We start from the raw sequence: 15,490 nt of genomic DNA, 5'->3' as shown, positions 1-15,490 counted from the left end.
GTTTTCTCCATTATATCAGCAGATTCATGTAAAAATCAAAGGTTTCCTTGCTGAACCGTTCAAAATTGGCCCGGGCAAAATCCGGGGTCAGCGGATATTTTTGTTTAAAGCTGTCCCAATCAAACAGGTATCGTGACTGCGGCTTTGGTACCTGGTTTTCATCAAAAACAAAACCTTCACTGTTAAGCGGTGTACCAAAAGTATCCCCGGGGTTTTTATAGGTTGCGTAATCCCGGATAAATTCGGTCAGCGCCGCCAGGGTGTCGAGGTTTACTTCCTTTAAGGTCAGTGGGTTTTTATCAAAACCAAAAATATAACCGCCGCCAGGCAGCATGATATCCAGAAACGCCTTGGCCCGGTCAACAATCTGGGCCGGGGTATCGGTCTTTAATGCGGCGCTGGGGAATAAGCCAGTCAGCAGGAATTTTTTACCCAGCTTATCTTTAATGGTCTGGGGGTCTCCATATTCAAAAGCCAGCTGGCAACCCGCCGGAATTTCTGACTCTAGAATATCCAGATAACGGCTCCAGTCGTGTTCGCAGAACATATTGGGACGGGCCCCCACCGCCGCAAACTGCTTAAGCATCGTTTGATAGGACGGCAGGTAGATTTCCACAAAATCCTTTTCCCGCATAAAGGTCGGCATATGCAGCGGTATAAAGACCGAGCCCTGGGGATTAATATTCCCCGGCAATCCCCAATGAAAGAGCAATGGCATCACGGCGTCAGCCGCTTCCTGAAGCTGGCTTTTATGTCGGCGGACATCCATGCTGATGCCGGAAAAACTGCGCAGCTGATCAGCAATAAAATCCAGTGGGGCTTCGGTAAAATTAAAGGAGCCAAGCGGACTGCCGGGATAATAGCCATGAGTCTGGATCAGTTCAAAAAATGTCGGCAGAAAGGCCATTTCGTCATTTGTAAGCGCCTGCTTGCCCATCTGAATGGCAGTTGCCATGATCAGGGGATTCTTGGGATCGAGGTTTTTATGCTGTCGGGGAATCACCGTCTCAACCAGAAAATCAAAGGGGTTGTCAATCAACTGGGGGTATTCATCAGCCAGCATCCCGACCACCTCCGGATGTTGGACAAAACCGCCATTACCCATCACAAAGGACTGGGAACCATAGAGCTGATACATCGACGGCGTCCGGGACAGCAAAAAATTAGCCGGAGCCACCGGACAGGAATCCGAATAGATTTTTTTGCACAGGTCGCGGGCCGGATCGGCCAAAAGCGCATAGTTAAACTGAAAATCAAACAGATTCTGACCCCCATATTCGGCCACCAGATGCTGGGGCAGGGTGATCCCAATCGGCATCCGCTCGGGAATGGTATTGGCATAGAAATCACGGTACAGTTGACTGCGTTTTTGTTGCAAGGCTAAAACATCACTCATTTTGTTCCTCCATGTAAATTTATTTTAAAATGACCAGACGCATCATCAAACGGCCACATCGGATGCAGTTAACGAATCACTTTCTTTTATTTTTAAGCAAAAGTAATTTTGCCTGATTGACCGTTAAAGGTTTACAGCTCTAGCGACATCATAGCAAAATCTAAACAGCCCTTCTGTCTCGCAAAAGACATAAGGGCGGTTTTTTTGTAAACTTTTATATTTTTAAGATTATCTAAATGGTTTGTGAGCAAAATTGTCGCAATTTTTCCATGTTTATAATAAAAATCTGGTTTCGCCGGGTATCAATGATCTGCTCCTCCCGGAGAATCTTTAAATACTTGGCCACATTGGCCCGATTCAGTCCCACGAATTCGGCAATCGCCTGCTGGGAAAAGGGAATTCGCTGATCATGATCATTGGTGTTTTTTAAATAGATATAAAAAAAATTGCAGATCTTCTCCATGCCGGTGGAAAATAACTGGTTGGCCAGTTCCTGACCATTGAGCGAGACCAGTTTGATATAAGCCCGATACATCGCCATATTCAGATCCGGATTGGAATTAACATACCGCTCAAAGCCGATCCGATTAAAGACAAACACTTCCAGATCGGTGACTGCCGTAAAGGCAAAAGACCGCATCATCTCAATCTCGCCCGGAAAATACAGCGGCGCCAGATAACCCTTACCATAAAACGATGACGTCTTGACGTTCCCGGATTCATGAATAAAGGAGCCCGACATGGTTCCGGAGGTAATGTAGTACATCTCATCGAGGGGCTCGCCAAAGCCGTTAACCGGCTCGTTTTTAAGGTAGCGTCGAACCGTTTTTTTAATCCCGGCGAAATAATCTTCAAACGCCGAAAAATCATCGGCAAAATAATATTGCAGCTCCATTGTGCCTGCCTTTCATCTACAAATCATTGGTGTCAGCTTTAGCTGCAGTTTTATTTAAATACATTTTTTCATCGGCTTTTTCCAGCATCTGTGGGAGTGAGTCACCGCCATATTCATAACCAACGGCGTATTGGATTTTCAGTTGGTCTGACTTATGATTATACCGGATCGTCGCCAGCTCGATCTCCTTTAACAGCTGCTCGATTTGTTCCTCAGTATGCTTTTTGACAATCATAATAAATTCATCCCCACCATAACGGCCAACAAACACGTTTTCATTGGTCAAATGATTTAAGATATCCGCAAAATCCTTGATCAGAACATCTCCGGCACTATGACCGTAACTGTCATTGATACACTTCAGGTTATTAAGGTCAAACATCACCATACAATAAGGGCCTTCTTTTCGATCCATGGGGATCCAGATTTGCTCTTCACAGCTCCGTCGCCCGGGCAATCCGGTTGGTTTATCATAATAAGCCGCGGTCGCCAGCTCTTTATTTTTTCTGAGCAGCTGGATTTCTGTTATCGTCTGCTGCAGCGCAATCACAACTAACAGCCCCAATAGCATAACCATCACCAATTCCAGGCTGGTGAGAACTTTTGTTTTTTGTTCCAGATAAAATTCTGCCGTTCCGACCACGTCGTTGGCCATATTAAAATAGGTTTCACTCATCTGAACGACTTTCTCCTTGTTGCCCGGATCGCTCCGATAGATCATAATTTCTGTCTGCAACTCATCCCAATAATCATTCAGCTCCGAGAGCTTTTCAAGATAGGGAATGTCGTCCAGTTTATCCAGATCGTACTGTCCTTGCCCGGTCTGGAGCTCATTGAGAATTCCGTCCAGATATAGCATCAGATCATCCTTGGGGATGCCGTTGGTTTCCAGCTTAACCAGTCGCTGGGTGCCGCCACGGATAATCCCGGTATAGTTGATCACCCGTCCGGTTCCCTGGATAATGTCCACCAGCTGGAAAATATTAAACAGCACAATCCCCAATATGACAACACTAACTAATTGTACAATTTTATATAGCAATTTTCGATTCGTATTCATCTGCTTACCATCCTCATTCTTCAGACTTTTATCGTATCTGTTTCTGGTTTATCTGTCAACTTTAATCTCAGTTCATCACAACCTTGAAGATAAACGGCTACTCACCCCCGCCGCGTCACAATCCGGACAATCCGCGGCCGGTTATAGCGTTGGGCAATGATACAGGGCATGTTGATGGCCAGGGCATAGATCAGCATATAAAGAATCACGATCGGTGGCGTAAAAAAGCCGAACACCCAGAAGGGCAGAATCGCCAGCCAGTGGATCATTTCGGCCCGGCAGGATTCCAGCAGGTATTTGTCGAGATTATCTTTTGAAAAACTGACCAGCTTTTTCTTTTCAAAGCCGCCTTTCACCAGCGAGCCGCCATCCGGCAGGTATTTTTTCCAGCGCCGCACCCGCAACCACTTTTCATAGAGCTCGCCGTCGTTTTCCCAGCGATGGGCCCGGTAGAACCAGGCGGCGTAGTCAAAAAAACGATCCGGCAGGCGGGTGCAGAGCAGGGCCGCGCTTACCTGAAGGATCGGCCAGACGATAAAACACAGCATAATGGTCAGTCCATGGGGCAGAAATATAATTTGCATGCGCTGCTCCTCTCTATTTATCCAAACGAATTTCCCGGTCTTTCCAGATCACCGGGCGACCCAAGACTCTTTTAACCAGCGACCGTAAAAAGATCGCCAGATAAAACAGCAGTAACAGTGGATAACAGACGATGTCCATCACTGAAAAACTGCCGATATGCCGGGCGATGCGGATCAGCTCCAGCACCCAGATGCCATAGCACGCGGCCATTATCCCGGCCCCGAGCTACTGCTGCCCAACCAGATTAAGAACCAGATAAAGCGGCGCCGAGGCCACCGCGGTGATCCAGAAAAAGACCAGTACTAGAATCAGCAGCGGTGTTTTCGCCACCCCGGCGGCCTGATTTTTGGTCCAGCCCTGAACCAGCTGCCGCAACCCGCCGCGGTACATCCGATAGGAAACGTCGTGATCCCCCATAAACAATGCAAAGGGAATGTCTTTTTCGCGGAGTTTTTGACCCAGGGCCATATCATCGACGATGCTGTCTCTAATCGCGGCATGACCGCCGACCGCCTGGTAATCAGCCTGACTGATCAAGATCACCGGACCATAGAGGCCAATCTGATAAGGATTGGCTGACTTGTTTTTACCACGCCTCGCTGGCAAGCCCAGACCATTGGCCCCCATCTGGATGCAATTAAAGAATAGCGACAAGGCCTCGGTTCTGTTCTCAATCTGATGATAGGGCATCACTGAGATCACCCGACCGGTTTTTTGATGAGCCTTTAACAATTTGTCAATTCCGGTCGGACTCAGCCGTACATCGGCGTCCAGAAATAACAGCAGCGTCCCGGTGGCCGCTTCCCCGCCCTGCTGGCAGGCCCAGGACTTGCCCAGCCAGCCGGCTGGTCGCGGAGCTGAGGTAATCAGCCGGGCCCCAGCAGCGGTGGCGATGCGGGCGGTTTGATCGGTAGAACCGTCATCGATACAGATAATTTCGTGAATCTCGAGTGTTTGATTTCTTAAATCGCCCAACAATAAGGCCAGGTTCTGTTCTTCGTTCCGGGCTGGGATGATAATCGACAGCCGGGGTATTTGGTTGCCCCGGTCTTGGGGATCACCTCGCTCCAGTCCGGGGAAACGATAAAAAAGCAGCCAACTGGCCGCCAGTCCCAGCCAAATCATGACTCCGACCACAATCATCGTCGGACTCCCGAATCGTCACCGGTCAGTCCCGCTCGACCCTGTTTTTCGAGCCGCTTGATCACCCCATCCGCCGCCAGCTTGCCGGTCAGGATCGAGACCGGCAGGCCTGAGGGACTGAAGGTCCATTGGCCGGCCTGATAAATATGGGGTAGCGGGGTCGCAATGGTTTTGGCAATTTTGCGAAACTGGTTGACCGCCGGCAATTTTCCGGCACTCGCCTCATCGCGAAAGGCCCAACCGGTAATGGCTCCGCCCAGATTCCCGGTGAGCCGCTCAATCGTCAAGGGGGTCGAACTGAAGCGCAGTTCAACCTGTCCGGTCACGCCGGGAAAAACGCTGTTTTCCAGCACTGTCAGGATCTGCTCTTCGCATCGGGCTTTAAAGGCCGGATACCAGCCCGCCTCAGCAATAGCTTTAACCAACCGGTAATCCATTAGGGTGCTGACAATCACCCCGGTTTTCCCGGCCGGGGCCAGGGCTGGATCCCGGAGCACCGGGCAGGAAATCTCGTAGGTAGTCAGGGCCAGATATTCCCGGATCCAGTCTTCCAAGCCGGTCTGTTTTTTCGTCGCCGTCAGCCCCGGATCCGCCAGCAGAGCCTGCCAGGGTTCTGACTGGATCGCCGAAAGCCCGGCTTTACTGGGGGTATAAAAGCAATGGGGCCCGCAACGCTGGGCAAAATAAGATGGCGCCAGATCAACCCCCAGGTAGAGGGTCAAAATCGAATCGCCGCCGCGGTTTTCATTGATCTTTTGTTGCTGTTCCCGGACCTGCTGACTGAGTTCCCCCGATTTCCCTAAATCAACGGCGTTATAAAGAGCCTTCATATCGCCGCACCAGATCAGTTCCCGATAACCGAAGCGGCGGCCATCCCGGGTGGTCACCTGTCGGGCGTGGAGATCGATCTGGCTGATCTCAGTGCTCAAAGCCAGCTCGCCCTGATGGGCGGCAATAAAGTCACTCAGCGCGGTGACCAGCCGCCCGGTGCCACCGATGGGGTAGCTGTAATCGCTGTATAAACCAAAATAACTGAGGGCAAAAAAAGTCGGCATCTTTTCAAAAAAATGCTGGATAATGACATCGATCAGCGCCTGGTTTTTGGTAAAGCGCCGCAAATAATTCTCAATCGGTTCACTGAGTTTCTGGGCTTTGCGGATATTCACCTGGTATTTAAGCAACCACGGCAGCAGCGTTTTAAACAGATAGTCCTTGTCCCTGGTCAGATCCATAAACAGTGGGTTTTCAATGCCGTAAAGGACCTCCATATAACCGGTTACTTTACGGATTTCGCTGATAATGGCAGCAATTTCGGCTTGATTGTCGGGAAATTTCACACTCAGCATGGCAGCATAAGCAGCCAGACTATCCACCCCGGTTAAGGTCATCTGGACATCTTCAATGCCGATCACCACCGGATTATTAACAAACTCCAGATCAATTCCCAGCTGCGCTAGCATCGGAAAAACAATGCCGGAGTTTTCAAAGGCCCGGATCCCGGCATCAAAGGTAAAGCCCTGGCGGCTGAAGCTCCCCACCAGGCCTCCGGCCTTTTCGCTTTTTTCACAGAGCAGGGTCGTAAAACCGGCTTTGGCGGTATAGGCAGCACTGGTCAAACCGGCAATCCCGGCACCGACGACAATCACATCATAATCATTTCCGGCAGCCACTGTTCCGTTTTCATCGTCTTTTTTTAAATTTTTCATCGCAACCACCTCCATCTACCCCAACAACCCATCGATCACTGCCTGGATCGCCACCGGCTTACCATTTCTGCTGTTCTGAATGCAGCGGCTTTGACAGAGGGCCAGATCCAACGGTTCTGTTTCGAACCTGATCTGGTGTTCATCGCAATAGGCTTCCAGCCGTTTCCTGGCGCCGACCAGATTCCCCACTGCAACCCGACGCATGATGCCGCGAATATCCAGATTGGTCCCTTGAGCTTGCATCCCGATGGAACAATAAGGATGCTCACAATATTCACAGCGGGAGGCCTTCTGCATCAGAGTCCGGATTGCGGGCGGCACATCGGCATAGAGTTTTTCGGCGGTCACTGGTTTGTCAAGGATCCGTACCATCTTCTTTCGCTCTGGCTGATAGACATAGGGCTGCAGGCCCCGTTTTTTAAGCACAGCATTGGCCGCCGCAATCCCCGATGTGGTTACGGTTGGGGTACCGGTACCCATCACCGTCGATTCGCCGCAACAGAACAGATTGCCCCATTCGGTCCGGGTATGAAGCCGCTTAAACATGTGCTGCCCCAGCATCTGTTTGGGGCCCGCCACGGCGCCACCATTTTTATTGGTATAATACTCAATCGTCCGCGGCGTGGCCAGTTCGACGTAACGGATCGCTTCGCCAAAGCCGGGAAAGCGGTTTTCCAGCACTGCGATCAGCCGCGCTTGTTCCTGCTCTTTTCTGGTCAGATAATCCGCTTCCTCACCCGCTTGCCAGTTTTCAAAGCTGGGGCCGATAGCCAGCACCACATGGCTACTGGCATCACAAAGAGTATGATCATCAAGACTGGAAATATAGACTGTAACCTCACTTTCATCAAGCCGATCCGGGTTGCCCACCAGCATTTCCACCGGCTCGGTGTCCGGCGGGATCACCGCTTTATTGACTTGGGCATAAAGCACCACACTGGGATAGGTGGGCACCTGTCGGGCCGCCCAGCGGGCCCGTTCCAGGCTCAGGTATTGCCGATCGATGAGCTTACCGTATAAATTCCAGACCGTCCCCGAATAGATCAGATCCCGGCCAAATAATTTGTCACCACTGCTCAGCTCCACTCCCACCGGCCGGTTATGCTCAAAAACAATCCCCGTGACTGTTTGTTCCAGCACCATCGTACCGCCATTTTCTTCGATGACTTTCTCCAGCTTACCCGGCAAAAAAATGGTCGAACCGGCGGGATAATAGCTGCCGCCCACATGGTTGTCGACAAACATCACCGCCGCCAGCACCGCCGGGGCTTCTTCCAGAGTGGCATAACAATAGGTGGAGGTAATCTTATCAAAAAACTTAAAAATCTCCGGATCACTAAAATAAGCGGCCAGCAGACTGCGGGCGCTTTTATTCAGATAGCCCAGAAACCGGGCATAGGACAGTGGGTGTTTGATCAGACTCTTGAGGGCGCCCCGAGCTTCGGTTTCATCCGGGGTCGTATAATTGGGATTGGCTACCATCACATCGCCATACATCTTCTCCAGATCCCGGTAAAAACGCCGGATATTGGCCTGTTCCGTGGGGAACACCGTGCCCAGCTGCGCGGCAAAATCATCGATATCAGCCCCAAAGCGAATCACATGACCCTTAAAATGCATGCAGTAAAGCAGCTCGTGTTTGACCACCTCAATCGGTTCCTCGAGACAATCAAAAACAAAGCGATGGGCGTTAAAGCCCTTGTCGCCAAAACCAAACAGCATCGCCGCGCCAATATCAAAGGTCACCCCATTGCGTTTAAACACCCCGCAGGAACCGCCGGGATTATAGCTTTTTTCAACTACCGCCACCTTTAATCCACTTTTCGAAAGCAAACTCCCGGCCGTCAGACCGGATAAGCCGCCGCCAATAATAATCGCATCATATTCCATAACTCTTCCCTCTTTGCGCTCATTTTTTTGTTATTGTTATCTATTCATACCCCGAATCATTACAATTACGCCCGGTGCAGCGCGCAATTTTTTAGAGATTTTGATCGGCCCTTGTTTATTTTGGCTGTCAACAGGTATAATAAAACCACCAGAACGCAAGCAGCCTATCTTTTGTTTAGCCGTTTAATAATCACCCGATCCCCAATTTATCACCGGAGGTAGAAATGATTTTATATGGACTCAATCCCCATCAAATGATCCCCACGGCTCAGGCCCTGCGGCAAAAAGGAAAAGCCGCCCGGACCGTTGTCAGTTTTGTTAACCAGAGTACCTTTGTTTCGGTTAACCGGGATGTCAATGCGATGATCGACGAGCAGAACCGCACCCGCCTGCCCGAACTCATCGCGCTGCGGCGGGAACGGATGGCGGCGTCCCCGTTCACCTTTTACCGTGGTACCGCGCTGATCATGGCCCATGACCTGGCTCAGCAGGCGATCACCGGGGCGCCGCTGATTATCTGCGGCGATGCCCATATCAACAACTTCGGACTGTACGCCTCCCCCGAACGGCGGCTGGTTTTTGACCTCAACGATTTTGACGAAGCCGCCCCCGGCCCCTGGGAATGGGATCTGAAACGGCTCATCACCAGCATTATCCTCTGTGGCGAAGACCTGGGACTGAGTGATAATCAAGTCAAGGAAGCCGCCATCAAAGCCGCCCTGCACTACCGCTATGAGCTCCGCAAACTAATGGAAAGCAGCTCGCTAGAACGCTTTTACAGCAGCATCGGTGAAGATGACATTCTCGATTCGGCGTCCAAAAAAAATAAAGAGATTTACAAGAAGGTCATCAAAAAAGCCAAAAACCGTAACTCGCAACAGGTTATTTCAAAAATGACCCAAAACGACGCCTATGGCCGCCGCGTTTTCATCGAAAATCCCCCAGTCCTCACCCATCTCGATGCCACCCTGGCTGGCGATGTCGAGGCTGCCTTTGTAGCCTATAAACAAACCGTCCGCCCGGATATCGCCCTGCTGCTGTCGCAGCATCTCTTAACTGACGTGGCCCGACGGGTTGTCGGCGTCGGCAGTGTCGGCACCCGCTGTTATTTACTGGTATTAACCTGTGAAAACGCCAGCCACCTGGTGCTCCAGATCAAAGAAGCTTCCCCATCGGTGGTGTCCCGCTATAATCCCATTGTCGGCTCACCGCTGGGAAAACTAAACCCGGAACAGAACAACGGCCTGCGGGTGACCACCTGTCAGCAGATTCTGCAGGCCTACTCGGATCCTTTTCTGGGGCACTTTCAGGCCAACGGTCGGGATTTCTACGTCCGTCAATTCCGGGATATGAAGGGCTCCTTTGAAATGAATGAACTGACCAGTCAGGGTTTCCTGGATTACGTCGAAGGCTGCGGTCTGCTGCTGGCTCGGGCCCACGCTCAAAGCCCCAACGCCAACTACGTCGCCGGCTACATGGGCAAGTCCGAGGCCTTCGAAAAAGCCATCGTCAAGTGGTGCTACGACTATTCCCGTCAGGTTTACCAGGATTACGAAAATTTTATCCGGTAGCCCCAGAATCCTAGCACTTATTAAAAACCCGTATCTTGTGGATTGATCTGAGTATCTAGCTTACCGTTAAACAAATCAGGAAACGACCTTATGAACGGTCTTTTCACTTTAGCTGTTCTGATTTTTTCTTTAATGCATTCAAGTTAAGCTAATATGATTGGACACCCTTGCGGAAATAAGATAAACTACAGACATAAATTAGTATAGCTGGTTCAACTTGAAGTTTCACCCACCCCGCCCGCCTGTATTTTTAAAATTTAAGATATCCTCTGTCTTGACGATATCAGGAAAAGATGAAGCAAGGAGAAATTGCTATGTATAATTATGGTATTGTAGACTATGAACGGTATAACCAAGTCGAAAAGAACCTGAAAAATGTATTGAATTTAGCCAGCGACGATAATTCAAAATCCGTTGAGGAAGATATCTATTATCATACCGCCAAAAACATTGGCAGCCGACTCAATGTTACAGATTATAACAGTTTGTCGGCAAAAATAATGGAATTGGGGATCGGCGAAATCGTCATCACCGATATGACGGACGAAAAGATTATCTTACGGTTATTTGACTGCTTTACCTGCTCTAATATGAAACATCTTGGCAAACCGATCTGCTTTTTTGAAGCGGGTATCTTGGCGGGTGCGGTCTCGAATATTCGCAAACAGAACATGGATGCCAACGAAGTTAAATGCAATGCCCTGGGTGATGATTTTTGCGAATTCGAAGTTACGAGAGGAATTCCTGACAAAATCGATGACACCGCTGAAAAAAACGATGATCATGATAATATAAATCTGCTTTTTTTAACCATTAACTCCTTAACTTTAGCTAAAAGCAACAATCTGATTCAATCCCAAAGTCAGCGCTCGGAAGAAACAAACCATAAACTGAACGAAGCCCTGAAGACTGCTCTGGAATTGAACAATTTCAATCAACATATTCTCGATAGTATTCCTAATTATGTTGCCGTGATTGACAGTAAAGGTTCAGTGATCCGAATTAATGAAAAGTATCGCCAAACCCTCGCTTCTGCATTTATCGGTGAGTCCAGCATCACTGATTTAAACTGGGAATCAAAATATACCGAAGTTCTGGAAACCGGGAAACCGGCTATCTGGCAGCAACTGATTTTCGGTGCTGAACACGTTATCTTTGAAAGCCCGATTATCGAATCGAACACTGTTTTAAGACAGGTTATCCCGTTAGAATCTGACTTCGTTAAACAGCTGCTGGATAAGATAACTGACGCGGAATCTGAAGTGATACCCCGTAAAAAGCGAACCATTAAACAGGAAAGTCAATGTGATAAAAAAATAATTATTGACAGTCCTGAGATGAAAGAGCTCGTCCATTATATCAAAAAGATATCTAGAACAGATGCTTCCATCTTAATCCGCGGTGAAAGTGGCACCGGAAAGACCCTCTTTGCCAAACAGATTCACCAGGAAAGTCGCCGCAGTCAACACCCCTTTGTTTATATTGACTGTACCACCATTCCCAAGAATTTTTTTGAAACCGAGCTGTTTGGATATGAACCAGGATGCTTTACTGGTGCGAATAAGAGTGGAAAAATCGGCAAACTGGAAATGGCCCAGGGTGGCACCATTTTCCTGGATGAAATTGGGGAAATCCCCATCGAGATCCAATCAAAATTGCTGCGCTTCCTCCAGGAAAAACAATTTGAAAAAATGGGTTCGGTGGTTACCAAAAGTGTCGATGTCCGAATAATTGCTGCAACCAATCAGCCGCTTGAAGCGATGATCCGGGAAGGCTTATTCAGAAAAGATCTGTACTACCGGTTAAATGTTATTAATGTGCTGATGCCATCGCTAAAAGAAAGACGTTCCGAAATACCTGGCCACATCCGTAAAGTGCTCCTTGAAATCAGTGCCGAAACCGGATCGGAACCAAAAACCATTGATTCTGCCGGGATAAAACACTTAATCCAATATGATTGGCCTGGCAATATCCGCGAGCTGGAAAACCTGATCAGGCGACTTTTCTTCCTGGCCGATGAGAATGTCATCGGTGAGGATATTATTTTAAAAGAACTCACTGCTGCCGATAATCTCAATCACTATGAACGAGCCCCACTGACAAGGAAAACCAATGTCAATGAAAAAGACCTGATCCTCAAGGTGATCAAAGACTGCAATAACAATAAATCCGATGCCGCCCTCAGACTGGGTTTTACCCGGCAGACCCTCTATAATAAGATTAAAAAATATCAGCTGCTATAATCAACAGCAATTGGCAGTGTCAAAAGTGTAAACCTTTACTTGACACCTTTGTATATTTGACACTTTTCAAACCTAATAATTTATTAAAAAAACACATTAACCCACCTAGTTTAACCATAGGTGGGTTGGTGTGTTTTTTTGGCACGATATTTGCGTTGACTATGGAATGACCACATTTTTTAATTGAAATTTGAAAGGCGGTGAAAATATGTGCATACCAAAAGAATTGAAATTCCTGGCGGTGGATGCATCCCAATGTATGGGGTGTCGAAACTGTGAATTAGCTTGTTCTTCCAGAAAAGCTGCACAGTATCAAGCTGAAGGAATTCTGGGAAATATCAGGATTGTTCCCAACATTTTCGTCGGCCAGAATGGCCTTACCAAAACACCCGCATACTGCCGACATTGCAGTGCGGCATTTTGCAAAGATCTTTGTCCTGCTCATGCCATTTCCCAAGAAAACGGTGTCATCATCCTGGACAAGGATAAGTGCCTGGGATGTGGGATCTGCGAACAGGTCTGCCCTTATGGTGTAATCACCCTGGGTAGTTTTAAAATCGGTGATAAAACAAAAACAATTGCCCACAAATGCGATCTATGCTTCGATCAGCAGTCAGTTGGCAAAGAACCGGCCTGTTATGCGGCTTGTCCAACCAAAGCTTTAGCGCTTGTTTAAAGAGTTGTTTCTACCAAGATTGTGTTGAAGATTGAAATGAAGGAGAAAAATTATGAATGATTGTTATAACTGTTCCGACCAGAGTCTGATTGAAAAAGCTGAAAGCGAAGAAATAGATTTAGTATGGCAACGATACGAAAAGATGAAACCCCTGTGTGGCTTTGGTGAACAAGGCATCTGCTGCCGGATTTGCATGAAAGGTCCCTGCCGGATCAACCCCTTTGGTAGAAAACGCAGTGTCGGTATCTGCGGCGCCTCAGCGGATACTATCGTTGCCAGAAACCTGGTCAGAATGATTGCTTCCGGTACATCAGCCCACTCGCTTCATGGCAAAGAAGTGGCCAAAACCCTGATGCATGTCGCCAGGGGCGAGACCGCTATCTATTCGGTCAAAGATGCGATCAAGCTGCGCAATATTGCTCATAAGTTAAACATCGAAACCGATGGCAATGATTTGATCCCCCTGGCTGGCGTTGTGGCGGCCAACAGCCTGATGGATTACAGTCGCATGGATGATGAAGAAATCTGTAACTGGCTTAAATACACGATTCCCGATGCCAGACTGGAAAAATTAAAAAAACTTGGCATCACCACCAGTAATATTGATGGCTCCATCAGTGATATCATGGCCCGAACTCATGTGGGAACCGATGCTGATGCGGTAAATATCTTGCTTGCCGGTCTCCGCTGTGCATTGGCCGATTATTCGGGGATGCAGGTTGCGACCAATCTTTCTGACGTTCTGTTCGGAACCCCGCAACCGGTGGTTAGCCAGGCCAGTCTGGGGGTCCTCCGAAAAGATGCTGTCAATATCGCCATCCATGGTCACAATCCCCTGTTGAGTGAAATCATCGTCGACGTTGCCTATAAAATGCAGGCGGAAGCTGTCGCAGCCGGCGCCACCTATGGCATCAATATTGTCGGCGTTTGCTGTACCGGCAATGAAGTTCTGCTCAGACACGGAATCCCCCTTGCCACAAATTATCTGTCCCAGGAACTGGCAATAATAACCGGTGCTTTAGATGCCATGATTGTTGATGTCCAATGTATAATGCCATCACTCGCCAAGGTATCTGCTTGCTATCATACCGAGCTCATTACAACCATGCCCGATGCTAAAATTGCCGGTGTAACCCATATTGAATTGGGCAGTGGCGACAGTTTGAAAAAGGCTGAATTGATTATCCGAAAAGCAATCGATGCCTATAAGAACAGAGATGATGATCGGCTTTCCATCCCGGCGGAAAAAAATAAGGTCATCGCCGGTTTCAGTGCCGAAGCCATTATTGATCTGCTGGGTTCAATCAACAGTGAAGATCCGCTAAGCCCGCTGATCGAAAATATTGTCAATGGCAAGATCAGAGGCATTGTCCTTTTTGCCGGATGCAACAATGTTAAAGTCAAACAGGATCACAATTTCGTTGCCATAGCCAAAAAACTGATGGCGCAAAATATCTTAATATTGGCGACCGGTTGCGGTGCTGGGGCTTTTGCAAAAAACTCACTGATGAATTCCGAAGCAACTGAAAATTATGCCGGCAACACCTTAAAAGAAGTTCTGACATTTCTGGGTTTTGAAGCAGGTTTAAATGCCCCATTACCGCCAGTTTTACATATGGGATCCTGCGTTGATAATGTCAGAAGCATTGATCTGGCCGTGGCTATTGCCAACCGTTTAGGCGTCGACTTAAATCAATTGCCGTTGGTTGCCTCAGCTCCGGAGCTCATGAGTGAGAAAGCAATAGCTATCGGCTCCTGGGTGGTCACCCTGGGTATTCCTCTTCACGTTGGTCTGACGCCCCCTGTTACTGGAAGCAGTCTGGTAACCAATGTGTTAACCTCGGAATTAAAAAATATTGTTGACGGTTACTTCATGGTTGAAGAAAATCCCCTGGAAGCCGCTGACAAAATCATTAACATCATTGAAGAAAAAAGACTGGCTCTGAATCTGTGCTCCAGTTTGGATTCCTTGAGCAAAGCCGAGGTTTTATAATGAATATTTCTATTGATGAATACGATAAAATTAATAAATGTCTCAAATGCGGACGTAAAATCAAGCCACTAAAACTGGACTATATCAAGAAAAGAATTCCGGAAATTTCTGAAGAAGAATTACAGTCTCTTAAAATCTGCAGCAGCTGTAAAAGAAAACAGCAATAATACCAATAAAAAAACTGCCATACAAATCATAATAAAGTAAAAAATGCCGTGGCCTGTCAGTTTATGATCAGGCTACGGTATTTCTCAATCCTATTCGGTTTTACCGTTAATTACTCAAACTTCGCACATTAAAAACACTTTAAAACGTTGATACAAAAGACTTTT

Annotated in this window: 13 protein-coding genes; 5 read left to right on the top strand and 8 right to left on the bottom strand. The window is 48.1% G+C overall.

Going from position 1 to position 15,490, the window contains the following annotated elements:
- Positions 1–10 precede the first annotated feature (10 nt).
- The 8 genes from Q7P33_RS10825 to Q7P33_RS10790 all read right to left on the bottom strand — a co-directional run bounded on the left by Q7P33_RS10825 (position 11) and on the right by Q7P33_RS10790 (position 8,675).
- Positions 11–1,396 (bottom strand): hypothetical protein, encoded by a 1,386-nt coding sequence (locus tag Q7P33_RS10825; protein WP_303870260.1) that lies wholly within the window; start codon positions 1,394–1,396, stop codon positions 11–13.
- Positions 1,397–1,628: 232 nt separating this feature from the next.
- Entirely contained in the window at positions 1,629–2,291 is a 663-nt protein-coding gene (locus Q7P33_RS10820; protein ID WP_303870258.1) for a Crp/Fnr family transcriptional regulator, read from the bottom strand.
- Between the two features lie 16 nt (positions 2,292–2,307).
- Positions 2,308–3,351, bottom strand: coding sequence for a GGDEF domain-containing protein (locus Q7P33_RS10815; protein WP_303870257.1), 1,044 nt, complete (start codon positions 3,349–3,351; stop codon positions 2,308–2,310).
- A 101-nt stretch (positions 3,352–3,452) separates the two neighbouring features.
- Positions 3,453–3,935, bottom strand: coding sequence for a hypothetical protein (locus tag Q7P33_RS10810; RefSeq protein ID WP_303870256.1), 483 nt, complete (start codon positions 3,933–3,935; stop codon positions 3,453–3,455).
- Between the two features lie 13 nt (positions 3,936–3,948).
- Positions 3,949–4,146 (bottom strand): hypothetical protein, encoded by a 198-nt coding sequence (locus Q7P33_RS10805; protein WP_303870255.1) that lies wholly within the window; start codon positions 4,144–4,146, stop codon positions 3,949–3,951.
- Between the two features lie 15 nt (positions 4,147–4,161).
- On the bottom strand, positions 4,162–5,079 hold the full coding sequence (locus tag Q7P33_RS10800; protein WP_303870253.1) for a glycosyltransferase: 918 nt from the start codon (positions 5,077–5,079) through the stop codon (positions 4,162–4,164).
- Positions 5,076–6,785 carry an NAD(P)/FAD-dependent oxidoreductase gene (locus Q7P33_RS10795; protein WP_303870251.1) on the bottom strand — a complete coding sequence of 570 codons (1,710 nt, stop codon included), beginning with the start codon at positions 6,783–6,785 and terminating at the stop codon, positions 5,076–5,078. The genes Q7P33_RS10800 and Q7P33_RS10795 overlap by 4 nt, the downstream gene beginning before the upstream one ends.
- 15 nt (positions 6,786–6,800) lie before the next feature.
- Positions 6,801–8,675: an FAD-dependent oxidoreductase gene (locus tag Q7P33_RS10790; RefSeq protein WP_303870250.1), complete on the bottom strand. Its 1,875-nt coding sequence runs from the start codon at positions 8,673–8,675 to the stop codon at positions 6,801–6,803.
- A gap of 224 nt (positions 8,676–8,899) precedes the next feature.
- Between Q7P33_RS10790 and Q7P33_RS10785 the strand changes: the two genes are divergently transcribed.
- From Q7P33_RS10785 to Q7P33_RS10765, 5 genes are all read left to right on the top strand, one after another.
- Complete coding sequence (locus tag Q7P33_RS10785; RefSeq protein WP_303870248.1) at positions 8,900–10,246, top strand: DUF2252 domain-containing protein; 1,347 nt, start codon at positions 8,900–8,902, stop codon at positions 10,244–10,246.
- A gap of 314 nt (positions 10,247–10,560) precedes the next feature.
- Positions 10,561–12,489 carry a sigma 54-interacting transcriptional regulator gene (locus Q7P33_RS10780; RefSeq protein WP_303870246.1) on the top strand — a complete coding sequence of 643 codons (1,929 nt, stop codon included), beginning with the start codon at positions 10,561–10,563 and terminating at the stop codon, positions 12,487–12,489.
- 208 nt (positions 12,490–12,697) lie between these two features.
- Positions 12,698–13,165, top strand: coding sequence for a 4Fe-4S dicluster domain-containing protein (locus Q7P33_RS10775; protein ID WP_303870245.1), 468 nt, complete (start codon positions 12,698–12,700; stop codon positions 13,163–13,165).
- 52 nt (positions 13,166–13,217) lie between these two features.
- On the top strand, positions 13,218–15,158 hold the full coding sequence (gene cooS, locus Q7P33_RS10770) for an anaerobic carbon-monoxide dehydrogenase catalytic subunit (RefSeq protein WP_303870244.1): 1,941 nt from the start codon (positions 13,218–13,220) through the stop codon (positions 15,156–15,158).
- Positions 15,158–15,325, top strand: a complete 168-nt coding sequence (locus tag Q7P33_RS10765) for a Mut7-C RNAse domain-containing protein (protein ID WP_303870243.1) — start codon at positions 15,158–15,160, stop codon at positions 15,323–15,325. The genes cooS and Q7P33_RS10765 overlap by 1 nt, the downstream gene beginning before the upstream one ends.
- The last annotated feature ends 165 nt before the right edge of the window (positions 15,326–15,490 follow it).

It is taken from the genome of Acetobacterium wieringae (assembly GCF_026646375.1).
Lineage (GTDB): Bacteria > Bacillota > Clostridia > Eubacteriales > Eubacteriaceae > Acetobacterium > Acetobacterium wieringae_A.
The sequence above is the reverse complement of the archived record's forward strand: the minus strand, read 5'-3'. Positions and strand labels throughout refer to the sequence as shown.